The organism is Streptomyces sp. NPDC051214, assembly GCF_040682375.1.
In the GTDB taxonomy this organism is placed as follows: Bacteria; Actinomycetota; Actinomycetes; order Streptomycetales; family Streptomycetaceae; genus Streptomyces.
In genome coordinates this window covers 94,815-119,764 of record NZ_JBFBAT010000006.1, presented here as the reverse complement: position 1 = coordinate 119,764, position 24,950 = coordinate 94,815, and the positions used below count along the sequence as shown (strand labels likewise).

The 24,950-nt window shown below is 72.1% G+C and carries 19 protein-coding genes; 13 read left to right on the top strand and 6 right to left on the bottom strand.

Annotation, left to right across the window (positions count from 1 at the left end):
* Window position 1 precedes the first annotated feature (1 nt).
* Complete coding sequence (locus AB0M70_RS17120; RefSeq protein ID WP_365820786.1) at window positions 2–2,764, top strand: AAA family ATPase; 2,763 nt, start codon at window positions 2–4, stop codon at window positions 2,762–2,764.
* 31 nt (window positions 2,765–2,795) lie between these two features.
* On the opposite strand, the gene AB0M70_RS17115 is transcribed toward AB0M70_RS17120, so the two are convergent.
* A complete protein-coding gene (locus tag AB0M70_RS17115) occupies window positions 2,796–3,506 on the bottom strand; it encodes a TetR/AcrR family transcriptional regulator C-terminal domain-containing protein (RefSeq protein WP_365820785.1) in 711 nt (236 codons plus the stop codon).
* Between the two features lie 63 nt (window positions 3,507–3,569).
* Here AB0M70_RS17115 and AB0M70_RS17110 point away from each other — a divergent pair, with 63 nt between their 5' ends.
* Both AB0M70_RS17110 and AB0M70_RS17105 read left to right on the top strand, forming a co-directional pair.
* Entirely contained in the window at window positions 3,570–4,499 is a 930-nt protein-coding gene (locus AB0M70_RS17110; RefSeq protein ID WP_365820784.1) for an ATP-binding cassette domain-containing protein, read from the top strand.
* Between the two features lie 111 nt (window positions 4,500–4,610).
* Window positions 4,611–5,393, top strand: coding sequence for an ABC transporter permease (locus AB0M70_RS17105; RefSeq protein WP_365820783.1), 783 nt, complete (start codon window positions 4,611–4,613; stop codon window positions 5,391–5,393).
* 30 nt (window positions 5,394–5,423) lie between these two features.
* On the opposite strand, the gene AB0M70_RS17100 is transcribed toward AB0M70_RS17105, so the two are convergent.
* From AB0M70_RS17100 to AB0M70_RS17085, 4 genes are all read right to left on the bottom strand, one after another.
* A complete protein-coding gene (locus tag AB0M70_RS17100; RefSeq protein ID WP_365820782.1) occupies window positions 5,424–7,151 on the bottom strand; it encodes an amidohydrolase in 1,728 nt (575 codons plus the stop codon).
* A 197-nt stretch (window positions 7,152–7,348) separates the two neighbouring features.
* Window positions 7,349–7,615 carry a hypothetical protein gene (locus AB0M70_RS17095; protein ID WP_363210773.1) on the bottom strand — a complete coding sequence of 89 codons (267 nt, stop codon included), beginning with the start codon at window positions 7,613–7,615 and terminating at the stop codon, window positions 7,349–7,351.
* A gap of 116 nt (window positions 7,616–7,731) precedes the next feature.
* On the bottom strand, window positions 7,732–8,466 hold the full coding sequence (locus AB0M70_RS17090) for an anti-sigma factor (protein WP_365820781.1): 735 nt from the start codon (window positions 8,464–8,466) through the stop codon (window positions 7,732–7,734).
* Window positions 8,463–9,005, bottom strand: coding sequence for a sigma-70 family RNA polymerase sigma factor (locus AB0M70_RS17085; RefSeq protein ID WP_365820780.1), 543 nt, complete (start codon window positions 9,003–9,005; stop codon window positions 8,463–8,465). Before AB0M70_RS17085 ends, AB0M70_RS17090 begins: the two co-directional genes overlap by 4 nt.
* A gap of 209 nt (window positions 9,006–9,214) precedes the next feature.
* Here AB0M70_RS17085 and AB0M70_RS17080 point away from each other — a divergent pair, with 209 nt between their 5' ends.
* From AB0M70_RS17080 to AB0M70_RS17065, 4 genes are all read left to right on the top strand, one after another.
* On the top strand, window positions 9,215–10,771 hold the full coding sequence (locus AB0M70_RS17080; RefSeq protein WP_365820779.1) for a DUF4331 domain-containing protein: 1,557 nt from the start codon (window positions 9,215–9,217) through the stop codon (window positions 10,769–10,771).
* Between the two features lie 97 nt (window positions 10,772–10,868).
* Window positions 10,869–12,179: a hypothetical protein gene (locus AB0M70_RS17075; protein ID WP_365820778.1), complete on the top strand. Its 1,311-nt coding sequence runs from the start codon at window positions 10,869–10,871 to the stop codon at window positions 12,177–12,179.
* Window positions 12,176–13,579, top strand: coding sequence for a sulfite exporter TauE/SafE family protein (locus AB0M70_RS17070; RefSeq protein WP_365820777.1), 1,404 nt, complete (start codon window positions 12,176–12,178; stop codon window positions 13,577–13,579). Before AB0M70_RS17075 ends, AB0M70_RS17070 begins: the two co-directional genes overlap by 4 nt.
* Window positions 13,580–13,689: 110 nt before the next feature.
* Window positions 13,690–15,318, top strand: a complete 1,629-nt coding sequence (locus AB0M70_RS17065) for a serine/threonine-protein kinase (protein WP_365821132.1) — start codon at window positions 13,690–13,692, stop codon at window positions 15,316–15,318.
* Window positions 15,319–15,364: 46 nt separating this feature from the next.
* On the opposite strand, the gene AB0M70_RS17060 is transcribed toward AB0M70_RS17065, so the two are convergent.
* Window positions 15,365–16,189, bottom strand: coding sequence for an SGNH/GDSL hydrolase family protein (locus AB0M70_RS17060; RefSeq protein ID WP_365820776.1), 825 nt, complete (start codon window positions 16,187–16,189; stop codon window positions 15,365–15,367).
* A 312-nt stretch (window positions 16,190–16,501) separates the two neighbouring features.
* On the opposite strand from AB0M70_RS17060, the gene AB0M70_RS17055 reads away from it, so the two are divergent.
* From AB0M70_RS17055 to AB0M70_RS17030, 6 genes are all read left to right on the top strand, one after another.
* The gene (locus tag AB0M70_RS17055) at window positions 16,502–16,855 is read left to right on the top strand and encodes a hypothetical protein (protein ID WP_365820775.1); all 354 of its coding nucleotides are present in this window, start codon (window positions 16,502–16,504) and stop codon (window positions 16,853–16,855) included.
* 1 nt (window position 16,856) lies between these two features.
* A complete protein-coding gene (locus AB0M70_RS17050; protein WP_365820774.1) occupies window positions 16,857–17,957 on the top strand; it encodes a GNAT family N-acetyltransferase in 1,101 nt (366 codons plus the stop codon).
* A gap of 377 nt (window positions 17,958–18,334) precedes the next feature.
* A complete protein-coding gene (locus AB0M70_RS17045) occupies window positions 18,335–19,168 on the top strand; it encodes a glycosyltransferase family 2 protein (protein WP_365820773.1) in 834 nt (277 codons plus the stop codon).
* Window positions 19,165–20,202 carry a glycosyltransferase family 2 protein gene (locus AB0M70_RS17040; RefSeq protein ID WP_365820772.1) on the top strand — a complete coding sequence of 346 codons (1,038 nt, stop codon included), beginning with the start codon at window positions 19,165–19,167 and terminating at the stop codon, window positions 20,200–20,202. Before AB0M70_RS17045 ends, AB0M70_RS17040 begins: the two co-directional genes overlap by 4 nt.
* Entirely contained in the window at window positions 20,199–20,999 is an 801-nt protein-coding gene (locus AB0M70_RS17035; RefSeq protein WP_365820771.1) for a polysaccharide deacetylase family protein, read from the top strand. The genes AB0M70_RS17040 and AB0M70_RS17035 overlap by 4 nt, the downstream gene beginning before the upstream one ends.
* A gap of 166 nt (window positions 21,000–21,165) precedes the next feature.
* The gene (locus AB0M70_RS17030; RefSeq protein WP_365821131.1) at window positions 21,166–24,918 is read left to right on the top strand and encodes a lipopolysaccharide biosynthesis protein; all 3,753 of its coding nucleotides are present in this window, start codon (window positions 21,166–21,168) and stop codon (window positions 24,916–24,918) included.
* The last annotated feature ends 32 nt before the right edge of the window (window positions 24,919–24,950 follow it).

Sequence of the window (24,950 nt, the reverse complement as noted above, 5' to 3'; positions counted from 1 at the left end):
CATGCTCTACGGACGCAGCGACGAAATCGCGAAGCTGGACGCCCTGTTGGCCCAGGCCCGGCAGGGCCACAGCGCTGCACTCGTCGTGCGAGGAGAGGCCGGCATCGGCAAGTCCGCACTCCTCACGCACGCCGCCACCACCGCCAAGAGCCACGGCACCCGCCTGCTGCAAGCAACCGGCGTCGAGGCCGAGAGCGAACTCCCCTTCGCCGGACTGCACCTGCTCCTGCACCGCGTGACCGACCGGATCGACGCCCTGCCGGAGCCCCAGGCCAAGGCCCTGCGCGCGGCACTCGGCCTCGCCCCGAGCGCACAGGCCGACCGCTTCCTCATCGGCCTGGCCGTCCTCACCCTCCTCGCGGACCTCGCCGACGAGGCAGGCTCCCTCCTCTGCCTGATCGACGACGCCCAGTGGCTCGACCAGGCCTCCGCGGACGCCCTCCTCTTCGCCGCCCGGCGCCTCGCCGCCGACGGCGTGGTGATGCTGTTCGCCGCGCGCGACGCCCACGCACCGCCCTTCCCCGCCCAGGGCCTGCCCGAGCTGCGGCTCACCGGCCTCGACGACGAGACCGCGGGGGACCTCCTCGCCGAGCACGCGGGCGATCTTCCCCGCTATGTACGCGAGCAGATCCGCGCCGAGTCCGGCGGCAACCCGCTCGCCCTGCGCGAGCTGCCCGCGGCCCAGCGCGAGGGCCACATACCCGGCTACGGCGGCCACTTGAGCGCGCTGCCCAGCCACTCCCGCCTCCTGCGGACCTTCGCGGACCGGATGTCGGCACTGCCCCGGGCCACCCGCACCCTGCTCGTGATCGCGGCGGCGGAAGGCACCGGCGACCTGACCGTGACGGCGGCCGCGGCGAGCCGGCTCGGCGCCGGCATCACCGATCTGGAGCCCGCCGAGCGCAAGGAACTGCTCAGCCTGGACGGCGGCCGCCTCACCTTCCGGCACCCCATGATCCGTGCCGCCGCCTACCAGAGCGCCCCGGTCGGCGACCGGATCGCCGCACACCGCGCGCTGGCCGACGCCCTGCCCTGCGTGGGCAACGTGGACCGCCGCGCCTGGCATCTGGCGGCCGCCACCACGGAACCCGACGAATACGTCGCCGGCGTCCTGGAGCAGACCGCCGAACACGCGCGCTCCCGCGGCGGCTACGCGGCCGTCGCCGCCGCCTGCGAACGCGCCGCCCAGCTCAGCCCGGACGGCGCGCACCGCGCCCGGCGTCTCGCGCTCGCCGCGTCGGCCGCCGCGGACGCGGGCCACAACGAACGCGCCGCCGAACTGGCGCTGCGCGCCGCCCCGCATCTGACCGACCCGGCCGTCCTCGCGCAGCTCGCGCAGGTGCGCGCCGCCGTGGCCCGCGAGCAGGGCCGCTTGGAGGCCTCGTACTCCGTGCTCCTGGACACGGCCGCCGACATCGCCCCGCACGCACCTGAGACGGCGGCGTTCATGGCGTACGAGGCGATGACCGCCGCCTGGCTCTCCGGGCACCGGCAGTCGATCGACGAGATGAGCCACCGGATCGGCGGACTCGACCTCAAGACTCCCCCGCACGCGCTGCCCTATCTGGCGGCCGCCGAGGGTCTCGCCCGGCTCGCGGCGGGCGATCCGGGCAGCGGTCTTCCGCCGCTGCGCGCCCTGTTCGACAACCTGCGGGCCGAGCGGCACGACCGCGGGCACACCTTGCGCGAACGCGTCTCGATCGCCTCCTGGTTCTCGCCGCTCGGCGCCCTTGAGACCGGCAACGACCTCGCCGCCGAGCTGGACCGCGAGTGCCGTGAGCAGGGCGCCCTGGGCCCGCTGCCGCTCGTGCTCCTCCTGCGCACCCGGGCGCGGATCTTCCTGGGCCGCCACAGCTGTGCCCTGATGGGCGCGACGGAGGGCCTGCGGATCGCCCAGGACACCGGACAGCCGCACTACGTGGGCCAGTTGACGGGCATCCTCGCCTATCTCGCCGCGCTCGACGGCGACGAGGAGCGCTGCCGCGAGCTCGCGGCCAAGGGTGATCTGCGGCAGGTGCTGCCCGGACAGGTGTGGGGCGGGATCGCGGTCGCCATGCTGGAGCTCGGCCTCGGCCATCACGAGGCCGCGCTGCGGGCGTACGAGGACGTGGCGGCGAGCCCGTCCGGCCACACGATCGTCGTCCTGTACTGCGTGCCGGACCGGGTCGAGGCGGCCGTACGGACCGGTAAGGCCGATTCCGTACGGGAGCCGGCGAGGGCGTTCGGCGAGTGGGCCCACCACACGGGTGCGGCCTGGGCGCGGGCGCTGGCCGCCCGCTGCCGTGCGCTGCTCGCCCCGGAGCCGGAGGCGCAGGCCGCGTACGAGGAGGCCCTGGCGCTGCACACCGACGACGGCCGCCCCTTCGAACGGGCGCGTACGGAGCTCCTCTTCGGGGAGTGGCTGCGCCGCGCGGGCCGCAGGAGCGAGGCCCGTGTGCCGTTGCGCTCGGCCCTCGACACGTTCGAGCTGCTGGCGTCGCCGCCGTGGGCCGAGCGGGCCCGCGCCGAGCTGCGGGCCACCGGCGAGAGCAGGGCGCGGCACGTCGGCGACGAGGCGCCGCTGGAACGGCTCACCCCGCAGGAGCGGCAGGTCGTGCGCCTCGCGGCGACCGGCATGACCAACCGGGACATCGGCGCCCAGTTGTTCCTGTCCCCGCGCACGGTGGGATACCACCTCTACAACGCCTATCCGAAGCTGGGCGTGGCATCGCGCGGCGAACTGGCCCGCCTGCGGTTCCGGGACGAGGAGGAGGCCACGGCCTGAGCGGCACGGGCGCCGGCACCGGTACCGCCGCTCAGGCGAACGAGTCCAGGAGCCGGTTCAGCATCCGGTCGAAGAGCTCGTCGGCGTCCCCGGGCGAGGGCCCCTCCGTCAGCGCCGCCGCAAGCTGCGGATAGGCCCCGTCGGCGACCTGCCCGGCGAGGTACGCGAACCGCACCTGCTGCTCCTGCTCCTCCGTCCAGGGCAGCGCCCGCGCGCGCTCCGCCATGGCGAACTCGTTGACGACGTACGTCATGACCGAGCCGTTGACCATCCCGATGAGTTCCATCTTGGTGCCGTAGGGCGCGTCGAGGCCCTCCAGTGCGCCGAGGCAGTGCTCCAGGTAACGCAGGGCGTTCGGGCTGAAGCCGTACAGCGTCGACATGATCCGCGGCAGCCACGGGTGGCGGCGCATGATCTCGCGGGTCTGGCGGCCGAGCGCCAGCATCTCGGCTCGCCAGTCGCTGCCCGGCGGTCCGGCCGGCAGCACGTACTCGCCGCTCACCGCGTCGACCATCAGCTCGTTCAGGTCTTCCTTGCGCGGCACGTAGTTGTAGAGCGACATGGTGCCGCAGCCGAGCTCGGCCGCGACCCTGCGCATGGAGAGCGCGTCGATGCCGTCCGCGTCGGCGATGCGGACGGCCGCCGCCGCGATGTCCGCCCTGCTGTACGCGGGCTTCGGGCCACGGCCCGCACGCTCGGGGCGCGCCCAGATCACTTCCGGTTCGGCCGCTCGGCCCGCCATCGATCATCACCTCGCTCCCCATGTTAGTTACGTACAGCGTACGTAGTGGGGTACGGTGCGGCCATGAATTCTACGTACGCTGTACTTAGTGAGGGTCTGGAGAAGCGCTTCGGGGACGTCCACGCCCTGCGAGGGCTCGACCTCGCCGTCCCGGAAGGCACCGTCTGCGGCCTGCTCGGCCCCAACGGCGCGGGCAAGACGACCGCCGTGCGCCTGCTGACCACGCTCCAGGCACCGGACGCCGGGAGGGCGTTCGTGGCGGGGCACGACGTGGTGCGGGAGGCCGCCACGGTGCGGCGGCTCATCGGGGTGACCGGGCAGTACGCCTCCGTCGACGGGGATCTGACCGGCCGGGAGAATCTGCGGCTCTTCGCCCGTCTGCTGCGGGCTCCGCGGGCGCGGGGCGACGAGCTGCTCGACCGGTTCGGCCTCATGGAGGCGGCCGACCGTCCCGCGCGGACGTACTCCGGTGGCATGCGGCGGAGGCTCGACCTCGCGGCGAGCCTCCTCGTGCGGCCTCGAGTGCTCTTCCTCGACGAGCCCACCACCGGGCTCGATCCGCACAGCCGGGGCGGCATCTGGGACGCCGTACGGGAGTTGGCCGCCGAGGGGACGACCGTGCTGCTGACCACGCAGTATCTGGAGGAGGCGGATCAGCTCGCCGATGAGGTCGTCCTCGTCGACGGAGGGCGGGCGGCGCATCGCGGTACGCCTGCCTCGCTGAAGGCGCAGATCGGGAGTTACGTCGAGGTGGTCGTCGCCGAGGATGCCGCGCTGCATGCCGCCGCGATCGTTCTGGACCAGTTGACCGGCTCCGAGCCGGTCCTCGACTCCGGGCGGCGGGCCGCGGGGGCGGTCGCCCTCGACACGACGCTGACCCTGCCCCAGGTCGTACGGGAGCTGGACTCCGCCGGGGTTCCCGTCGTGGACGCGACGCTTCGGGCGCCGACTCTCGACGAGGTCTTCCTTCGGCTGGTCGCCCGCGTCTCCTAGACCGCCGCTTCGCGGCGGGATTTTTCCCGCCCACCCACCCGAGCACCCCGCAGCCCGACACGCGTCGACTGGGGGCGGGGCGGGTGGTCACCCGACCCTTGGAGATTCCCCTTGAGCGCCATCCTCTACGACGGTTCCGCCGTTCTCTGGCGGCATGTGCGGCGCGTCCGGCACGCGCCCGCCATCCTCCTCATGACGCAGACGATGCCCATCGTCTTCCTGCTCTTCTTCGGCTACGTCTTCGGCAGCGCCCTCGCCATGCCCGGCGCCGACTACCGCGCCTTCCTCGTCCCGGGCATGCTCGTCGCGACCGCCGCGAACGGCATCATGACCGGCATGTTCACCGCAGCCCAGGACTCCCACCGGGGCGTCATGGACCGGTTCCGCACGATGCCCATGAGCCGCTCGGCCGTGCCGCTCGGGCAGGCCGCCGCCGATCTGCTGACCACCGCGGTGGGGCTCGTGCCGCTGATGCTCGTCGGGCTCGCGATGGGCTGGCGGATCGAGGGCGGGCCGCTCCGGGCCCTCGTCGCCTTCGGCCTGTTGCTGCTCTTCCGGTTCGCGACGACCTGGATCGGCATCCTGCTCGGCCTCCTCTCGCAGAGCGAGGAGGCGGCGGGACAGCTGGGCGGCGCGACGTTCATGCTGCCGCTGCTCTCGAACGCGTACATCCCCGTGGACGGGCTCCCCGCGTGGCTGCGCACCCTCGCCGAGTGGAATCCGATCAGCGCGGTCGCCACGGCGGTGCGTGATCTCTGCGGCAACGCGCCCGTTCCGGCGGACGCCGCCTGGCCGGTGGCGCATCCCGTGGCCGGGGCGGTCCTGTGGTCCCTCGCGCTGCTCGCCGTGTGCGTGCCGCTCTCCGTCCGCCGGTACACGCGCGGCGGACGGTGAGCGGACTGCCGGAATCTTCCGCGGAGCGCCCTACTTCTGGGGCGCGAGCTCCGGTCCCAGCGAGGAGAACTCCTCCTGGGACACCACACGCTTCGGCGGCCAGGTGATGTTCGACGGCGGCCACTTCTGGCCCGTCTTCTTCAGGAACCACGCCGGGGGCTCGTACATCGGCGGCTCATAGCCGTCCGGCAGCGCGGTCTTCCAACTGACGTCCTTCGTACGCTCCTTGAACTCGTCCTTGACCGCCTTAAGGCGTTCGGGCTGCGTGATCAGGTCGACCGCCGTCGCCGCCAGATACTTCGCGGCGGCGATCACCGCGGCCTGGCCGGGGGCGGCCGCCGCGCAGGCGGCGGTGGACCAGGTGTGCATCTTGGTGCCGATGGGGGCGAGGGCGGCGCCCATCGAGACGGTGGGGACGTTCCAGCTGATGTCGGCGACGTCCGTGGAGCCGCCGCCCATGAACACCGGGTTGGGCGGGGTGAGTTCGCCGATCTTGTCGTGCATGCCCTTCTGGGGCAGGCCCAGGGACTCCTGGAGCTCCTTGGCCAGTTCATGGGCCTCGGAGGTGAAGTCGGGCGGGCCTATCTCGCGCATGTTCGCGTGCAGGAGCTCGGCGAACGCCTTGGCCGGGAGCTGGTTCCAGCAGGCCGAGGTGACGCGGTGGCGGACGGACGTCTGGGACGCCTTCGCGGCCGCCTCGGAGACCGCGATCACCTTGTCCAGGAGGACCTGGACGCGGGCGGGGCTCCCTTCGCGCACGTAGTACGAGATCTCGGCGATCTCCGGGGTGACGTTCGGGATGTCGCCGCCGTTGTTGATCACCCAGTGCAGGCGGCCGCTCGGCGCGAGGTTCTCCTCGCGCAGGAACTCCGACATCGTCGCCATCATCACCGCGGCGTCCAGGGCGGACTTGTTGCCGAGCGGGGTGCCGCCGTGTCCTGCCACGCCGAGGAAGGTGAAGGTGACGGCGGTCATCGCGGTGGTGGTGCCCCAGCCGGTCGCGTTGGCCGTCGAGGGGTGCCAGTCCAGGAACGCGTCGAGCCCGTTGTACACGCCCTTGCTGACGGCGTACGTCTTGCCGATCAGCGCTTCCTCGGCCGTGGAGCCGAAGAACTTCACGGTGACGGGGACGCGGTGCTGCTTCGCGGCCTGCGCGACGGCCGCCGCGGCGGCTGCCGCCGCCGTGCCGAGCGCGCTGTGGCCGCAGCCGTGGCCGGGGCCGTAGCCGGGGGCGAAGGGGTCGTGGATGTACTCGCGCGGGTCGTGGTGGCCGACGCCCTTGTGCTGCGAGAGGCCGGGCAGCGCGTCGTACTCGCCGCTGAAGCCGAGGACCGGGCCGCCCTTGCCGTACGTGTACGTCGCGGTGAAGGCCGTCGGGAAGCCCGCGGTGCCGAACCGCACGTCGAATCCGGCCTGTTCGAGGAAGTCGGCCTCGGCGATGGAGGACTTCCACTCGCGCAGGGACAGCTCGGCGTTGTCCCAGATCTCGGCGTTCAGACCGGTGATCCGGCCGTCGTGGGAGGTGATCCAGTCGAGGGCCGCACGCTTGGCGGGGGTATCGGCGGCGAGGCCTCGGGGGGCTTCGTAGGCCGCGGGGCTGTCGTCGGCTCCGGCGGCCATCGCCGGGTCCGCGTCGGCGGTCATGACGCCGGCGGTGACACCGGCCGCGCCGAGGAGCTGCATGATGTGGCGGCGGCTCAGGGACGGGCCGCTCGCGGGGAGTGCCTCATGCTCATGCTGATCGTGCAGGTCACACACGCGCACCTCCGGGGGTGAGGTTGGGTGTATCGGCCAATCAACCAGCCACACTGGTGGCGGAAGGTTGCGGCGTCAACAGGTGCGCATGACACGGGTGTCACTTGGGGTGCGTGAGGGGTGACGTATCCGGAGGGAAGGGGCGGGTGGGTGGAGGCAATCCGCCGCTGAGCGGCGGCCGAACCCCCGACCACCCGTGGTCAGCGACCCCCAAAGAGGGACCGACGCAGCCTGCGCAAGGGGGCGAAGAGGGAGACCCTCCGCACACGTGCACCGTGGCCGCTGCGGTCATGCGCGCCCCGTGAGGTCAGCTCACGCATCAGCAGCGTCGCCTCCGCCGTCTCCCGCTGCGGGACGGCGGGGCCGCCCAGCACTGAGAGATGGCGGTCGAGACGCGAGCTTGTCGCGCTGCTCCCGCAGGTGATCGCAGGGACACGCGCCCTGCTGCGCACCGTTATCTGTTCCATGTCACTCCCCACCCGTACGAGGGCACCCGGCCCAGGGCAGGTTAACCCTATCGCCCCGTCCCGACACTCGTGTATCCCGGTCACAGGATTCACCTACCCCGTAAGGAGGTTGACGATTACTCTCCGAATCCAACTGATTCCAGGGCGAGTTGGACAAGAGGGGCGGAAGTGGGCCTCTCTGAGCCACCGTCGGGTTCGGTGGTCACGGCCAGTGACGCGGTGGTTCCGCGCAAGCCCTCGGCGATCACGGGCGTTTCGCCGTCCAGCAGGCCCAGGGAGCGGGGCCGGGAGGCGGGCCGCAGCAGCCACAGTTGGTGCGCACGGCCCCGGGGCGGCGCCCCGAGCCCGGTGGCGGTCACCACGGCGCGCCGCCTGGACTCCGACGCGACGACGTTGATGCCGCGCCCCCACGCGTCCGTGCTTCCGCTCGCGCGGGCGTCCGGAGCGGCCAGGACGTGGGCGATCTCACGTGCCTCGGCGCGCTCCTGGTCGAGCCGGCGGTCGGTTCGGACCAGCTGGAAGGCGAGGACCGCGGACGCGACAAGCGCAAGAGCGATGGCTCCGACGGCGACAAGGAGCGTCGGGGTGCGAGGGGGCGCGCTCTGAGGGATGGGCGCCCGCGAGGGCGGCTCCTGCTCCGTCGCGCGTACGGCGTTCAGCACCCGCTCGCGCAGGGCGGGCGGCGGAGAGGCCGCCGCCGCGCCCGCCAGGCGTACGGTGCCCTCGCCCAGCTCCCTGGTCTCCGTCCGGCAGGGCGCGCAGCGGGCCAGGTGCCGTTCGAAGCCGCGCAGTTCACGGGGGTCGAGGGCGTCCAGGGCGTAGGGGACGGCCAGCGAGTGGACGCGCCTCACGCGGCGGCGCCCAGGCAGTCCCGCAGCCGCAGCAGTCCGTCCCGCATACGCGTCTTGACGGTGCCGAGGGGCACGGAGAGGCGCCGGGAGACCTCCCGGTACGTGTAGCCGTCGTAATAGGCGAGGGTCACGGCCTGGCGCTGGAGGTCGGTGAGGCGCCGCAGGCAGCGGCGCACCCATTCGCGCTCCAGGTTGCCCTCGACGGCCTCGGCGACCTGGTCGTAGGCGGGTCCTTCGCCGCGCTCGGCCACGCGCTGTTCGCGGTCGTTCGCCGCGCGGACGCTGCGGACCCGGTCCACCGCCCTGCGGTGGGCGAGCGTGAGGACCCAGGAGAGGGCGCTGCCGCGCGCCGGGTCGAAGCGGGCCGCCGTGCGCCAGAGTTCGAGCAGCACCTCCTGGACCACTTCCTCGGACTGGGCGGGGTCGCGGAGCACGCGGCGGACCATGCCGTAGACCGGCCCGGACACCTGGTCGTACAGCTTCTCGAACGCCTGCTGGTCGCCCTGGGCGATCAGTGGCAGCAACTCATCGGACTCCATGCGCGTCCCCTCCCCCTCGTCCCGTCCGGGCGGCTCATGCCGCCGCCGGCCGGGTGCCGCGCCGTGCGGTCGCACCGGGATTCGGGGCGGAAGAAGGCAGCGGATTGGGAACGGGGCCAATCCGCCGGGCCCTTCGCCCCGAATGGCGTGCGTCAGGCGGCTTGCGCGCACCGCGCGGGGTCGCGCGAAGGACAGTAAGGACGGACGCGATGACAGCTATCGCCAAGGGCGCACCGAGGCGGCGCGGCACGCGCGGCCTCGCCGCGCTCGTGTGTGGCGCGCTGGCCGCCGGGGGGCTCGCAGCCGCCGGCGTGACGGCACTGGCACCGGAGGCGGCCGACGCCTCCAGCCACCGGGAGGCCCCGCTGATCTCGGGGCAGCCCCAGTACGACACCACGGACGTGTACGCGTTCGTGAGCCCGGACAAGCCCGACTCCACGACCATCGTGGCGAACTGGCTGCCCTTCGAGGAGCCCACGGGCGGGCCGACCTTCTATCCGTTCGCCGATGACGCGCAGTACGACGTCCACATCGACAGCGACGGGGACGCGCAGGGCGATCTCCTCTACCGGTGGACGTTCGACACGCAGACGAAGAACGGCGACACGTTCCTCTACAACACCGGGCCCGTCACGAGCCTCGACGACCCCGACCTGAACGTGACACAGACGTACGACCTGGAGCTGCTGAAGCTCAAGGACCAGAAGGTCACCTCGACGACGAAGCTCGCCGACGACGCGCCGGCCGCGCCGTCGCACGTCGGCAAGGCGTCCATGCCGAACTACAAGAAGCTGCGCGATCAGGCCGTCAAGCAGGTCAAGGGCGGTGGCTCGACGTTCGCCGGACAGGCCGACGACCCGTTCTTCGCGGACCTGCGGGTGTTCGACCTGCTGTACGGCGGTGACCTGTCGGAGGTCGGGAACGACACCCTCAAGGGCTACAACGTGAACTCCGTCGCCCTTCAGGTGCCGACCTCCCAGATACGGCAGTCGGCGAAGCAGCCGACCGTCGGGATCTGGTCGACGACCCAGCGCAAGAACGCCAACGGCAAGTGGTCCCAGGTCTCGCGGCTCGGCAACCCGCTGGTCAACGAGGTGGTCGTGCCGCGGAAGGACAAGGACAAGTTCAACGCGTCCTCGCCCTGGAACGACGCGGACTTCCTGAAGTACGTGACCAAGCCCGAGCTGCCGAAGCTCCTGGAGAAGATCTACAAGCTGAAGGCGCCCGCCGAGCCGCGCAACGATCTCGTGTCGGTGTTCCTGACGGGCGTGAAGGACCTCAACCAGCCGCCGGGCGTCAGGCCCGCCGAGGCGCTGCGGCTCAACACGTCCATCAAGCCCGCGGCCACGCCCAAGCGGCTCGGGGTCCTCGACGGCGACAACGCCGGGTTCCCGAACGGGCGGCGGCTCACCGACGACGTCATCGACATCGAACTGCAGGCCGTCGAGGGCGAACTCGTCGGGAACAAGAACGACCTGGGTGACGCGGTCGACGCCAACGAGCAGAAGTTCGGCGACACCTTCCCGTACCTGGCGCTTCCCACGTCCGGCTCCCGTGGCCCGTTGGCCAAGGGCGGCGGGGGCGAGGGCACCTCGGCGCGTGACGCGCTGAACGGCGGGGCCGTGCCCGGCCGTCCGGCGTCCGGCGGCGACGACACCGATGCCGTGCTGATCGCCTCGGCGGCCGCGGGAGCGGCAGGGGTGCTCCTTGTCGGACTCGGGCTCGCGTGGTGGCGCAGGCGCGGTTCCTCCGGGATCGCGGGCTGAGCCCGTTCCCTGACCGGCGCGGCCCGCACTCATCCCCCTGCGGGCCGCGCCCTCTCCCTTCTTCCCGGCTCGGCAACTCCTTCTGGAAGGTCTTGTGATGGCACTGCCTCGTCCTGTCGGCCGGTCCGTCGTGGCCGCCGTCGCCCTTGCGCTCGCGATCACCGGGGGCGCTGTCGTGGCCGGCGGCGAGGACGGTCCCGACCGGTCGCCGTCGTCGTCCGCCGCCGTGGCGCCGGGTGCGCTGCGGGGTGCCGATCTCGATCGTGGCGTCGAGTCGCTGCAGGCGCATCTGCGGGACCAGCCGGAGGACTTCGGGGGGTGGGCGACGCTGGGCACCGCCTACGTCGAGCAGGCCCGTACCCGGGGTGATCCCTCGCGCTACCGCGAGGCGGAGCGCGCCCTGGACCGCTCCCTGAAGCTGCGGCCCCGCAATGACGCGGGGCTCGCGGGGCGGGCGGCGCTGGCCGCCGCCCGCCATGACTTCGCCGGGGCGCTGCGTCACGCGCGGGCCGCGCTGAAGGTGAACCCCTACAGCGAGGGCGCGCTGGCCTCGCGGATCGACGCGCTGGTCGAGCTGGGGCGGTACGGGGCGGCCGCGCGGGCCGCCGACGAGGCCGACGCCCGGCGGCCCGGGGTGCCGGTGTTCACGCGGTACGCGTATGTGCGGGAGCTGCGGGGCGATGTGGCGGGGGCGCGGCGGGCGCTGACGCAGGCGGTCGGCACCGGTGCGAAGGCCGGCGGGGACCTCGCCTACGTCACCACCGCGCTCGGGCAGCTCGCCGGGCGGCAGGGCGCGTACGGGGAGGCGCTGAAGCAGTGCGGCACGGCGCTGCGGGCCGACGCCACGTACCTTCCGGCGATGGAGTGCCGGGCTCGGGCCTGGGCCGGGCGGGGCGAGACGGAGCGGGCGATAGGCGCGCTGCGGGACGTGGTGGCGCGGGCGCCGCTGCCCGGTCCGCTGGTCGCGCTCGGCGAGTTGTACGAGGCGCGGGGCGGGCCTGGCGACAAGGCGAAGGCCCGGGAGCAGTACGCGCTGGTGTCCGCCTGGGTGTCGCTGGCTCGGGCGAACGGTGTGAACGCGGACCTGGACGCGGCGGTCGCGCTGACGGACCACGGGGACCGGGACGAACGCAGGGCGGCGCTGCGGGCCGCGGAGGCGGAGTGGGGGCGGCGCCACACGGTGCACACGGCGGACGCGCTGGCCTGGGCCCTGCACGTCGACGGCCGCTCCGAGGAGGCACTGCCGTACGCCCGCAAGGCCACGGCCACCGGCTTCAAAGAGGCGTCGTTCCTGTACCACCGGGGTGTGATCGAGGGGGCGGCGGGCAACGCGGCCGCCGCCCGGCGCTGGCTGTCGGCGGCGCGGGACCTGAACCCCGGGTTCGTTCCTCCGGCGGAGGAGCGATGAGGCGGCGCGCCCTCGCTCACGGGGGTGTCCTGCTCGCGGGCCTCGCTCTCCTGCTGCTGCCGGCCGCCGAAGCGCACGCCCACCCGTTGGGGAACTTCACCGTCAATCGGTACGACGGACTTGTGGTGGGCTCCGGGCAGGTGCGGGTCGACCACGTCGAGGACCTCGCCGAGATCCCGGCCACCCAGGCCATGTCCCGCGTCAAGCGTGTGGGGATGGGGAGTTGGGCCGACGAGCGGTGTGCGGACGCCGCCCGCGACAGCCGGCTCCGGGTGGACGGGCGGGCGACGGAGCTCCGCGTGCGGGAGGCCAGGGCGGTCTCCCGGGACGGCCAGGCGGGCCTGGCGACCCTGCGCGTGGAGTGCGAGCTCGGTGCCCCGCTCCCCCGGGGCACCGAGCTCGCGGCACGGTTCGAGGCCGCGGGAGACGCGGGGCCGGGGTGGCGTGAGGTCACCGCGCGGGGGGACCGGATGACCTTGCGCGCGTCCGACGTACCGGAGGCGTCCGTGTCCGAGAGCCTCACCCGCTACCCGGAGCGGCTGCTCGACTCGCCGCCCGGCGAGGACTCCGCCGAGCTGCGGATCACCCCCGGCGGTCCCGCGCTGAGCGAGGAGAAGCCAGAAGCTCCGGCCTCCGTGCTGCCGCGCGGCGCTGACCGGTGGACGCAGGCCCTGACGGGGCTCGTGGCGCGCCATGACCTCACCCCGGGCTTCGCTGGACTCGCCCTGGGCATCGCCCTGTTGCTGGGCGCGCTGCACGCGATCGCGCCGGGGCACGGCAAGACGCTGATGGCCGCGAGCGCCGCAGCCCGGGGACATGCCTCGCTGCGGGACGTCCTCCCCCTCGCCGCTTCGGTGACCGTCACGCACACCCTGGGCGTGACCGCCCTGGGGCTGCTGGTGGCGGGGGGCTCGGCCGCCGCCCCGTCGGTCATCGCCTGGCTGGGTGTGGTCAGCGGCGTGCTCGTCACCGGGGCGGGGGCGCTGCTGCTGCGAAGGGCTTGGCGGCGGCGCAAACACCACGCTCACGCACACCATCACCATCACCATCACCACACGCACGAGGCGCCGCCCACGGTGCGGGGCGCCCTCTTCCTCGGCTTCGCGGGCGGCCTGGTGCCCAGCCCCTCCGCGGTGGTCGTGCTCGTCGGCGCCGCCGCGCTCGGCGAGGCCTGGTTCGGGCTGCTGCTCGTCCTGGCGTACGGAGTGGGGCTCGCCGTCACGCTGACGGCCGCGGGGTTCCTCGTGGTGCGGGTCGGGGCCCTCGCCGGGCGGCGGGTGCACGGGCCGCGGTGGCTGCACCGGGCCACGCACCGGCTGCTGCCGGTGGGTTCCGCCTTTGTCGTGGTGGCCCTTGGGTGTGGATTGGTGTTCAAGGGGGCGGCAACCGCGCTCGGTTGAGGTAGTTTTGTGGAGAATCGCACTGCTGCGGATGGGGGACGCCCGTGAGCGCGAACGAGCGTGTGATCGCGGGACGCTACCGCCTGCTCGCCCCCTTGGGCGAGGGCGGCATGGGCACGGTCTGGCGGGCCCGCGACGAGGTCCTCGGCCGTGAGGTCGCCGTCAAGGAAGTGCGCGCGCCCGCCGGGCTCCCGGCCCCCGACGTCGACCGGCTGTACGCCCGCCTGGAGCGCGAGGCGTGGGCGGCCGCCCGTATCCCGCACCGCAATGTGGTGACGGTCTACGACGTGGCGAGCGAGGACGGGCGCCCGTGGATCGTCATGGAGATCGTGCGGGGGCTCTCGCTGTCCGACGTCCTGGACGCGGAGGGGCCGATGGCGCCGCAGCGGGTCGCCCGCATCGGCGCCGAGGTGCTCGCCGCCCTGCGCGCCGCCCACGACGCCGGGGTGCTGCACCGCGACGTGAAGCCCGGCAACGTCCTCATCGCGAACGACGGCCGGGTGGTGCTCACCGACTTCGGGATCGCCATGGTGGAGGGGAGCTCGGCCCTCACCATGACGGGTGAGGTGGTCGGCTCCCCCGAATTCCTGGCCCCGGAGCGGGCGTTGGGGCAGCGTCCTGGTCCGGAGTCCGATCTGTGGTCCCTCGGCGTGCTGCTCTACGCGGCCGTCGAGGGCAGTTCGCCCTTCCGGCAGGACACCCCGCTGAGCACGCTGCGCGCGGTCGTCGACGAGCAGCTGCCGCCGCCCCGGTACGCGGGCCCGCTGCTTCCGGTCATCGAGGGGCTGCTGCGCAAGGACCCCGCCGCCCGGATCTCCGCCGCCGAGGCCGAGGACCAGCTGCGGCTCGTCGCGGCGGGCGGCACCCCGCAGATGGCGACGCCCCTGCCGTACATGCCGACGGTGACGTCGCAGCAGCAACAGCAGGTGCCCTCGCCGTATCCGCCGACCACAGACGGGCACGAGCCGCTCGTCACCACGACCACCACCGTCCCCCCGCCCCGCTCACGCCGCACGGTCCTTGTCATCACCGCGGGCCTGGTCGCTCTCGCGCTCGCGCTGGGCGGCCTCGTGTACGCCCTGGTCAACCGTGACGACGGCGGCGGGGGCGGCAACAACAGCGGGGCGTCCGAGGGCAGCGGAAGCGACGGCGGGGGCAACGGCGGCGGCGGCTCCGACGGCGGCAAGGACGGCGGCAGCACCTCCGGCGGCAGCGACGGCGGAGGGTCGGGCGACGGCGGCGGCAGCGACGGGGGCTCCACCGGCGGGGGGTCCACAACCGGCGGTGGAGGCGGCGACAACGGCGGTGGCGGCAACGGCGGTGGCGGCAACGGCGGTTCGACCACACACCCGGCGCAGTCCGTCAAGGTCACGGTCGCCGGCGCGAACACACAGTACAGCGGCGCCTGTCCGCCGGCCGCCGGGCAGGCGCCGTCGTTCACGGCGACGTTCACGGTGGGGCGGGTTCCGGTCACCGTCGACTATCGCTGGGTGACCAAGTCCGGCGAGCCCAGTGACCCCGGCTGGAAGACGCTCAGCTTCGCCTCCGGCGGGGGGAAGACCAAGCAGGTGCATCACACGGAGACGGTTGCCGGGGAGCCTGGCTCGACCCATCAGAACGAGATCAGCGTGGAGGTGCGCAGCCCGGTGAAGGCCGAGTCGAACGCGGTCGCGTACTCCGTGACATGCGAAAAGGAGACCCCGACGGGCGGGGCCTCCTCCTATGCGCCGAACGAATAGGGCCGGACGGACACGGCCCGACGGAGCGGGTCAGGGACGGCGGGGGTCAGGACGCGGCGGCACTGAACACGGGGAGGTAGCCGCCGGACTGGCCTGCGGCCTTGGGGTGGTAGGACTCGCCGATGTTGGTCCAGTTCACGCTGTGCAGCCACGCGTCGCCGGAGCAGATCTCGTGGCCGCTGAAGGTGGAGGTCACATCGCCGAAGGCGAAGCCGTGGTCGGCGGCGCGCTTGGCCGTCGTGGAGTTGAGGAAGTCGGCGGCGCTGTTGATGGCGCCGCGTTCCTTCTCGGAGAGGCCGGCGAGGCAGCCGCCGCCGAGCTTGTAGAAGCGGGGGTATCCGAGCACGACGACCTGGGCGGCCGGTGCCTTGGCGCTGATCGCCGAGTAGACCCGGTCGAGGTTGCCGGGCAGCGTCGTCTCGACGTAGCTGCGGGCCTGCGCGATGCGTGCGAGGCACTTGCTCTCGGACTGGAGCACGCAGGTCGTCATGACGTCGGAGAAGCCGGCGTCGTTGCCGCCCACGGAGAGACTGACGAGCCCGGTGCCGGAGTTGAGCGGGCCGAGCTGATTGGCCACGACATCACCCGTACGAGCGCCCGAGCAAGCCGTGAAGTGGAAGCTGGAGGGTGAGTTGGCGGCCGCCCACAGTGCGGGGTACGCGCGGGGGGTGCGCTTGCAGTTGCCACTTCCGCTGTCGTAGGCGCCGGCTCCGACTCCCGAGGAGTAGGAGTCGCCGAGTGCCACGTAGCCGGTGGCCGCGGCCTGCTGGTCGGATCGCTGGTCGGCTTGAGCCGCTGTGGCCCCGGTGAGGGCGAAGGCGGTGGCGAGGAGGAGTGAGGAAGCGTATGCCGTGATTCGGGACAATCTCATGGAACCTCCCTTAGCAGGATTTCTGCCTCGACCGTGGTACCACTCCCCTCAGGGCGTCGATAGTGTTCATGTCAATAAGTTTCCCGGCAATTCCCTTGCCCACGCCGGGAGTTCCGCTCGTCTTCAGGGGTGCATCTGCGAACATCTGCACACTCCCTCCGCATCTTGACGGGCCGCCGCAGACTGCGCGACATTGAAGCCCGGCATCCGGCGCGTCGGGGGGCAAAGTCGCCAATGCAGACGATCAGGATCAAGGCACCTTCATCAGACACCGGGCGCGAGCCCGGGGAGCGGCCGAGACGTCACGAGGACGTGCCCGCGCTGCTCGCGGGCACGGCGGTGGCGGTGGGCGCGGTCGGCGCGATGCTGGCGCTCACGGACATCGACTCACCCCTGCGCGCGCCCTTCACCCTGTTCTTCCTGCTTGCCGCCCCCACCGCCGCGATCGGCGCCGCGCTCAAGGGACTTGATCCATGGGGCCGGATCATTACTTCCGTTTCCGGGGCCGTCGCGGTCAATCTGTTGGTGGCCCAGGCGATGCTGGCCCTCCACATGTGGTCGGTGCGCGGCGGGGTGGTCGCCATCACCGTGATCGGGTCGCTCATTTATCTGCTGGTACTGGTGCGGCAACTGCGACGCCGTACCCCGACGAGGCGGACCTCCTGACGTGGACATCACCGTGCACCGCCCCGGAGAACTCACCGCCGCGGACCGGGTGGCCTGGACGGCGCTGCAGTCCAAGGCCCATCTGAACGGCGCCCCGGAGCTGGCCAATCCTTTCCTCTCGCCCGAATTCACCCTCGCGGTGGGCCACTGGCGGCGCGGGGTGCGGATCGCGGTCGTACGCGAGGACGGTGAGCCCGCGGCGTTCTTCCCGTTCCAGAGATCCATCACCGGCGTCGGCCGGGCCATCGGCCTCGGCGTCTCGGACTGCCAGGGCCTGGTGCACCGGCCCGGCTTCACCTGGGACGCGCGGGAGCTGCTGCGGGCCTGCGGGCTCGCGCTGTACGAGTTCGACCATCTGGCCGGCGGCCAGGAGCCGTTCGAGGCGGGCGCCTCCGGCTCCTTCGCCTCCCCCGTCATGGACATCGACCAGGGGTACGAGGCCTATCTCGCCCAGCTCAAGGAGAAGTCGCCGAAGTTCACCCGCTCGACCCGCGCCAAGGAGCGCAGACTCCGGCGCGACCACGGCACCGTGCGCTACGTGCACGACGAGCGCGACCCCACGGTCCTTCGCACCCTGATGGAGTGGAAGGCGGCCCAGTACCGCAGGACCGGCCGCAGCAACCGCTTCGCGCAGGCCTGGATCACCCAGCTCGTGCACCAGCTCTTCCACACCAGGTCCGACCAGTTCGCCGGCCTGCTCTCCGTGCTGTACGTGGACGAGGTGCCGGTCGCCGCGCACTTCGGGCTGCGCTCGGAGCGGATCATCGCGCAGTGGTTCCCGGCCTACGACCCGGCGTTCGCCAAGTACTCCCCCGGTCTGATCATGCATCTGCACATGGCGGAGGCGGCCGCCGCCGACGGCATCGCGTACCTGGACCTCGGCCGGGGCCAGAAGCAGTACAAGGACTCCCTGAAGACACGCGAACTCACCGTGTACGAGGGGTGGGTGGCTCTGCGCCATCCGGCAGCGATCGGTCACCGGGCGCGGCGCGCGCCGGTCAGGGCGCTGCGCAACACCGTCTTGTCCAGGCCGGAATTCTTTGAACCGGCCGACAAGCTGCTGAAACAGGTGGGAAAAATACGATCAAGAAAGAAGGAATAAAGGCCGGAGACAGGAACAGGGTGCTCCATTTGTGCCCGCCAAGACTGGCCAAATCATCGAAAACGTGAGGCCACGTTCCAGGTCTTGCCATACGGTCTCAATCATCAATACCGTCTTACATCCACCCGCATCGGTCCATCACGTAATGCGATCTAGGGGAGGGCTCAAGATCGCGGTGGTTCCGGCGCGGGGCGCGGTAGGGGGGTGCCGTGCCCGGCGAACGAATTCTTGCCGGGTCACGTCCCGCGCGATGACAGCTCACTCGGCATGCACGGAGATCTATTCGTCATGCGCAAGTGACAACCCCCCTTTCGAACCGGATACAAAGCCGGACCGCCCGGGGGTGGGCGGTCCACCGGACGAGAGGGATCAGACTCATGAGTTCTGTTGTGCGCCCGGCCACCGAGCCGGGTCCGGATCCGTTGGGCAAACCGGCGCTGTCCACCGACTACCGGCCGATTTCCTCGCACCTGGCGATCACTCCGCCGGTGAGCGTCGTGATTCCCGCCATGAATGAGGCGGAGAATCTTCCCTACGTTTTCAAGACACTCCCCGACTGGGTCCACGAGGTCGTTCTCGTGGACGGGAATTCCACCGATGACACCGTGGCGGTCGCCCGCGAACTGTGGCCGGACGTGAAGGTCGTGAGACAACTCGGCAAGGGCAAGGGCGACGCCCTGATCACCGGATTCGAGGCGTGCACCGGCGACATCATCGTGATGGTCGACGCGGACGGCTCGGCCGACGGCCACGAGATCGTCAGCTACGTCTCCGCCCTCGTCTCGGGCGCGGACTTCGCCAAGGGCTCACGCTTCGCCAACGGCGGTGCCACGGACGACATGACGCCGATCCGCAAGCTCGGCAACCACGTCCTGTGCTCGGTCGTGAACGCCAAGTTCGGCGCCCGCTACACCGACCTGTGCTACGGCTACAACGCCTTCTGGCGGCACTGCCTCGACAAGATAGATCTCGACTGCACGGGCTTCGAGGTGGAGACCCTGATGAACATCCGGGTGGTCAAGGCCGGGCTCAAGGTGCAGGAGATTCCCAGCCACGAGTATCTGCGCATCCACGGCGTCAGCAATCTCAGCGCCGTGCGCGACGGTCTGCGCGTCCTGAAGGTGATCCTCTCGGAGCGTTCCAACCGCCGTGGACAGCGCCGCGGCAGCCGTGGTGTCCCCTTCCGCACGCGTCAGGGAGAGGTGTCTTGAGCGGTCCCCACCACCACGGGGGAGGCACGGTCGGGGGTATCTCCGTCGTCATCTGCGTCTACACCGAGGACCGCTGGGAGGACATCCTCGCGGCGGTCGCCTCGGTGCGGGCGCAGTCCCTGGCGGCTCTGGAGACGCTTCTCGTGGTGGATCACAACGCCTCGCTCCTGGACCGCCTCGGCAAGGAGTACAAGGAGACCGAAGGGGTGCGGGTGCTCGCGAACGCGGGCCCCCGCGGCCTCTCCGCGGGGCGCAACACCGGCATCGCCGCGTCCGGCGGCGAGATCATCGCGTTCCTCGACGACGACGCCGTCGCGGAGCGGGACTGGCTGCGCCACTTCGCCGAGGGGTACGCCGACCCGAAGGTCTTCGCGGTGGGCGGACGCACCATGCCCATCTGGGAGTCCCGGCGCAGGCCCGCCTGGTTCCCCGAGGAGTTCGACTGGGTCGTCGGCTGTACGTACAAGGGGCTGCCCGAGGGGCGCGTGCGGGTGCGCAACGTCCTGGGCGGCAACGCCTCCTTCCGCCGCAGCGCCTTCGAGGCGGCGGGCGGCTTCGCGACCGGCATCGGGCGTGACGGCGACAGACGCCCCCTCGGCTGCGAGGAGACGGAGCTGTGCATCCGGCTCACCCGCGCGAGGCCGGACGCGATCCTGCTCATCGACGACCGCGCGGTGATCCACCACCGCGTCCCCGCGGCGCGCGAGCGCTTCGCGTACTTCCGCACGCGGACGTACGCGGAGGGCCTCTCCAAGGCGCTCGTGGCCCGTAGTGTCGGCGCGGAGAAGGGCCTGGAGTCCGAGCGGCGGTATGCCACGCGCGTCCTGCCGGCCGGTGTCGGGCGCGGGCTGCGGGACGCGCTGCTTGCCCGCCCCGGCGGCGCCGGCCGCGCGGGGGCCATCGTGGCGGGCGTGGTCACGGCGGCCGGGGGGTACGTCCTCGGGAGTGTCCGCGCGCGCAGGGCGGGCGCCTCCTTCTCGGTCGCGGAGATCGGGGCGGGGACGGACGCCGACGGTGAGGGGAGGCAGCCATGAACACTCCGGTGCCGATACTCATGTATCACTCGATCGCGCATGAACCGACCCTGGAGACCCGGGAGTTGTCGGTCTCTCCGGGAGCGTTCGCCGAGCAGCTGGAACTGCTCGGCGAGCGGGGTTTCACGCCGCTGACCACCGCCGGGCTCGGCGCGATCTGGCGCACCCCCGGCCGCGCGCTGCCCGCGCGACCCGTCCTGATCACCTTCGACGACGGCTACGAGGGCGTGCACCGGCACGCGCTGCCCGTGCTCACCAAGCACGGCTTCGCCTCGACGCTCTTCGTCTCCACGGGCTGGCTGCGCGGGGAACACGACACCGGGGGCGGGCTCGACGTGATGCTCGACTGGGACCAGGTGCGCGAACTGGCGGCGGCGGGCACGGAGATCGGCGGGCACAGCCACACGCACCCGCAGCTCGACCAGCTGGACGACGACGCGCTCTGGTCCGAGCTGCTGCGCTGCAGGGACATCGTCACCGACGAACTCGGCACCCGGCCCGCCTCCTTCGCCTACCCGTACGGCTATTCGAGCCGCCGGGTGCGCAACACGGTGCGCGGTGCCGGATTCTCCCAGTCGCTCGCGGTCGGCAACGGCCTCGCGCGGCGCACCCAGGGGCCGTACGCCCTGCAGCGGGTGACCGTGCGCCGCTCCACCGGCATCGAGGAGTTCGCGCGGCTCGTCGAGGGCCGCTCGATCGCCCTCACCTTCGCAAGGGACCGTGCCCACACCAAGGGGTACGCCGTGGTCCGCAGAGCACGACAGGCCCGCCGGAAGGCAACTCGTACCCGTGTCTGACACGTCGACCGCCCAGGCAGACGTCTCTGGGACTCCCGGCACCGAACAGCAGCCGACGTCCGGCAAGCCGGGCAGGCCGCGCAGACTGCGCCTGCTCGGCGGCGGCTCGGGCGGCTCCGGCGGCTCCGGCGGCGGAAGTCCGCTGTTCCGCAACGCCTACGCGCTGATGCTGAACACCGGCATCTCCGGCGTGCTCGGCGTCGGCTTCTGGCTGGCCGCCGCCCGGTACTACTCCGAGTCGGCGGTCGGCCAGGGCTCGGCGGCGATCGCCGCCATGAAACTCCTCGCGGGGCTCACCGCCCTCACCCTGACGGGGGCGCTCGCCCGCTTCATCCCCATCGCGGGGCGCGCCACCGGCAGGCTGATCTTCCGTACGTACGCGGGCAGTTCGGTGGTCGTCGCGTTCGCCGCGCTGATCTTCCTGTTCACGCTCGACCTGTGGGGGCCCTCGTACAAGTTCCTGCACGGCCCGCTGAACGGACTCGGCTTCATCGCCGCGGTCATCGCCTGGTCGCTGCTCACCCTCCAGGACGGCGTGCTCACGGGGCTGCGCAGCGCGCTGTGGGTCCCCGTCGGCAACACGATCTTCTCGGTCGTCAAGCTGGGGCTGCTCATCGCGATGGCCGCGGCGATCCCGACGGCCGGCGTCTTCGTGTCATGGGTCGCCGCGATCGCCATGTCGGTCGTCCCGCTCGGCTGGCTGGTGTTCCGCCGGCTCGTGCCGCGACACGTGAAGGCGACGCAGGACAAGACCAAGCCGCCCACGCTGCGCGAGATGGGCCGCTTCCTGGCCGGCGACTACACGGGCTCGCTCTTCTCGCTCGCCGTGGTCTATCTCGTGCCGGTGATCGTGGCCTCGCAGGTCAGCTCGGTCGACAACGCGTACTTCTACATCACCACCACGATCGGCGGCACGGTCAATCTGCTCGCCATCAACATGGGCGCCTCACTGACCGTCGAGGGCGCGCACGACCCGGCGCGGCTCGCGGCGAACACCCGGGCCGCGCTGCGCCGCATGGCCCGCATCATGCTGCCGGTCTGCGGTCTGCTCTTCGTCGGCGCGCCCTATGTCCTGCGGGTCTTCGGCCAGGAGTACGCGGACGCGGCGACGCCGCTGCTGCGCTGGTTCGCGGTGGGCGCGGCGCTGCGGGTCGTCATGGAGACGTACTTCGCGGTGCAGCGCGCGCAGAGCCGGACGTCGGGGATCGCCTGGATGCAGGGCCTGTTGTGCTTCCTGGTGCTCGGCCTGACGCTGCTCCTGCTGCCGCGGATGGGCCTGACGGGGGCGGGCGTCGCGGAGATCTGCAGCCTCGCGGTGATCGTGGCGATCGCGGCGCCGAAGCTGTACCGGGTGGCCCGGGGTGCCGGGCCGTCCTCGCCGGACGGCGGCGGGGCGCCGGACGGCGATCTCGCGGACCTGGGCACGCCCGAGGACGCGCCGGTCCCCGCCGCCGAGGAGACGGACCGCAAGAAGGAGCGGCGCGGGCCCGCCTGGGCGCTGCGCGAGTCGCTCGACTCGGACACGCTGCAACTGGCCGTGCAGCCCGACTTCGAGCACCCGGAGCGCCGGCCCGACATGCGGCCGGGGCCGGGGACCCCCGCCGCCGGGACGCCCGCTGTCACCAGGGCCGCCGCGGGAAGGCCCGGGGGCGGGAAACCCGCGGGCACGGGGGACGAGGGGGACGACATGGAGCACCGGCCGACCTGGGCGCTGAGATCACCGCTGAGGCCGGCGGAGCCCGAGGACGAGTCCAAGGTCAGGGCCGATGCCGACGCCTCGGTGGCGCGGCCGTCGCCGCTGCCCTCCTCGGTGTCCTCCGCCGTCACCCCGCCCGCCGAGGAGCCGGCCACGGCCGTGCGCACCGGCGAGGCACCGCCCGAGCCCGTCGGCGCGCCCGACGAACGGCTCCCCCGCCGCCGCACCGTCTTCATGGCGCTGTTCCTCGCCCTCGCGCTCGCCCTCTACTGGTGGCCCGCCCTGGACATCACCGAGGCCGACCTGGACACGATGGGCGGGCTCGGGCTCATCTCGGTGCTGCCCACGGCGACCCTGCTCGGGGCCGCGCTGCTCGTCGTCGCCTTCGCCTCGCTGCTCTGGGCGGAACGGCCGCACCAAGCGCTGCTCATGGTGACACTGCTCGCCACCGTGGTGTGCCTGCACGCGCTGCCCGCCGTCCTCGAGGACGAGCCCCGGTTCGCGACGGCCTGGCAGCACCTGGGCTTCATGGAGTACATCGACAGGACCGGTTCCGCGGTGCCCGACCTGGACGCGCGCTGGAGCTGGCCCGGGTTCTTCGCCGCAGCCACGTTCGTGGCGAAGGCGTGCGGGGTCTCGGACATGACCGAGGTGATCCGCTGGTGGCCGCTGGCCATGCAACTGCTCTACCTGGCGCCGATGTTCCTGCTCGTGCGCTCCATGCGGGCGTCCTGGCGCGCCAAGTGGGCCGGTCTGTGGATCTTCGCGCTGAGCGGCTGGGTCGGCCAGGACTACTTCTCCCCGCAGGGCTTCACGTATCTGCTCTATCTGGTGTTCGTCGCGGTGCTCCTGGTGTGGTTCCGCGCGCCGCACGTGCTGTGGGCCAAGCGGCGCCCGGGTGAGCTGGAGGTCGAACCCGCCGACCGGCGCCAGCGCGCGGTGCTGCTCGTGGTCCTCATCGCGCTGTTCGCGGCGACGGTCCCGGCGCACCAGCTCACGCCGTTCGTGATGCTCGGCGTCCTCGCCGCGCTCGTCATGGTGGGCCGCTCGGAGCTGCGCGGCCTGCCGATCCTCTTCGCGGTCCTCGTCGCCGTCTGGGTGGGCTTCCTCGCGGAGCCGTACTGGTCGGGGCACTTCGACGAGCTGTTCGGCGGGATCGGCGGCGTCGGCGGCAATGTGTCGTCGTCGGTGTCCGGCCGGATCGAGGGCGGCAGTTCGACCCATCAGCTCGTGCTGTACGCCCGCGTGGCGCTGGCCGGCGGTGTCATGGCGTTCGCCTGCTGGGGCTGGTGGCGGCGGCGCGACCACAAGTACACGGAACGCTCGCTGCTCGTGCTGACCTTCGTCCCGTTCCTGGGCTTCGGCATGCAGTCGTACGGCGGCGAGATGGCCCTGCGCGTCTTCATGTTCGCGCTGCCCGGCGCCGCGCTCCTGGCCGGTCTCGCGTTCTTCCCGCGCGCGGGCATCACCGCGAAGGAGCGGGACCGCGACCGGGTGAGCCTGGCGCCCCTGGCCGCGCTCCTTGCCGGTCTCGTCCTGATGGGCGGCTTCCTGGTGGCGCGCTGGGGCAACGAACCCTTCGAGCAGACCCGGGCCGGCGAGGTCGCCGCGATGGAGTACGTGTACGAGCACGACGACCCGACGGTGCGGCTGCTGTGGATGAGCGACGACACGCTCAACAACGTGACGCCCGCGCTGCCGTGGGGCGCACGCGACATGGAGAAGGTCCAGTACGTCCCGACCCTCGCCCCGGCCGATCCGGTCCTGGTGTCCGGCCTGGTGAAGGCCCTCAAGGACGCGGGCCCCCACTCGTATCTGATGATCAACAAGAGCCAGACGGTCTATCTCCAGATGGACGTGGGCTACTCAGGCACGTGGGACACCCGGCTGATCACGAACCTCGACGACCGCCGGGAGCTGAAGAAGGTCTTCACGAACGACGACGCGACCCTCTACGCGCTGCGCGAGCAGCCGGACGGCAAGGTCGCGAAGGCCGAACCGGGCCCGATCGGCCCCCAGGTGACCTGGACGCCGTGGTCGGTGATCGGGGCCCTCGCGGCGATCGCCGTGATCCTGCTGCTCCTCACACGGGAGGTCGTGCGCGTGGCGGTGGAGCCGAGCGTGCGGCAACTGCGCTGGCTGCAGAGCAGCTTCTGGTTCTCGCTGCCGCTGCTCGCGGTGCTGCTCGCCTCACTGGTCCAGCGGTTCCTGACGATGGCGTGACGTCCCTGGCGGCGGGGAGGGTGCGGCTGGAG

Bases quoted from the DNA above. Each gene is read 5' to 3' on its own strand.
- AB0M70_RS17060 (WP_365820776.1), bottom strand. From the start codon at position 16,189: ATGAGATTGTCCCGAATCACGGCATACGCTTCCTCACTCCTCCTCGCC.
- AB0M70_RS17035 (WP_365820771.1), top strand. From the start codon at position 20,199: ATGAACACTCCGGTGCCGATACTCATGTATCACTCGATCGCGCATGAA.
- AB0M70_RS17120 (WP_365820786.1), top strand. From the start codon at position 2: ATGCTCTACGGACGCAGCGACGAAATCGCGAAGCTGGACGCCCTGTTG.
- AB0M70_RS17070 (WP_365820777.1), top strand. From the start codon at position 12,176: ATGAGGCGGCGCGCCCTCGCTCACGGGGGTGTCCTGCTCGCGGGCCTC.
- AB0M70_RS17080 (WP_365820779.1), top strand. From the start codon at position 9,215: ATGACAGCTATCGCCAAGGGCGCACCGAGGCGGCGCGGCACGCGCGGC.
- AB0M70_RS17065 (WP_365821132.1), top strand. From the start codon at position 13,690: ATGGGCACGGTCTGGCGGGCCCGCGACGAGGTCCTCGGCCGTGAGGTC.
- AB0M70_RS17110 (WP_365820784.1), top strand. From the start codon at position 3,570: ATGAATTCTACGTACGCTGTACTTAGTGAGGGTCTGGAGAAGCGCTTC.
- AB0M70_RS17075 (WP_365820778.1), top strand. From the start codon at position 10,869: ATGGCACTGCCTCGTCCTGTCGGCCGGTCCGTCGTGGCCGCCGTCGCC.
- AB0M70_RS17045 (WP_365820773.1), top strand. From the start codon at position 18,335: ATGAGTTCTGTTGTGCGCCCGGCCACCGAGCCGGGTCCGGATCCGTTG.
- AB0M70_RS17115 (WP_365820785.1), bottom strand. From the start codon at position 3,506: ATGGCGGGCCGAGCGGCCGAACCGGAAGTGATCTGGGCGCGCCCCGAG.
- AB0M70_RS17085 (WP_365820780.1), bottom strand. From the start codon at position 9,005: ATGGAGTCCGATGAGTTGCTGCCACTGATCGCCCAGGGCGACCAGCAG.
- AB0M70_RS17030 (WP_365821131.1), top strand. From the start codon at position 21,166: ATGCTGAACACCGGCATCTCCGGCGTGCTCGGCGTCGGCTTCTGGCTG.
- AB0M70_RS17095 (WP_363210773.1), bottom strand. From the start codon at position 7,615: ATGGAACAGATAACGGTGCGCAGCAGGGCGCGTGTCCCTGCGATCACC.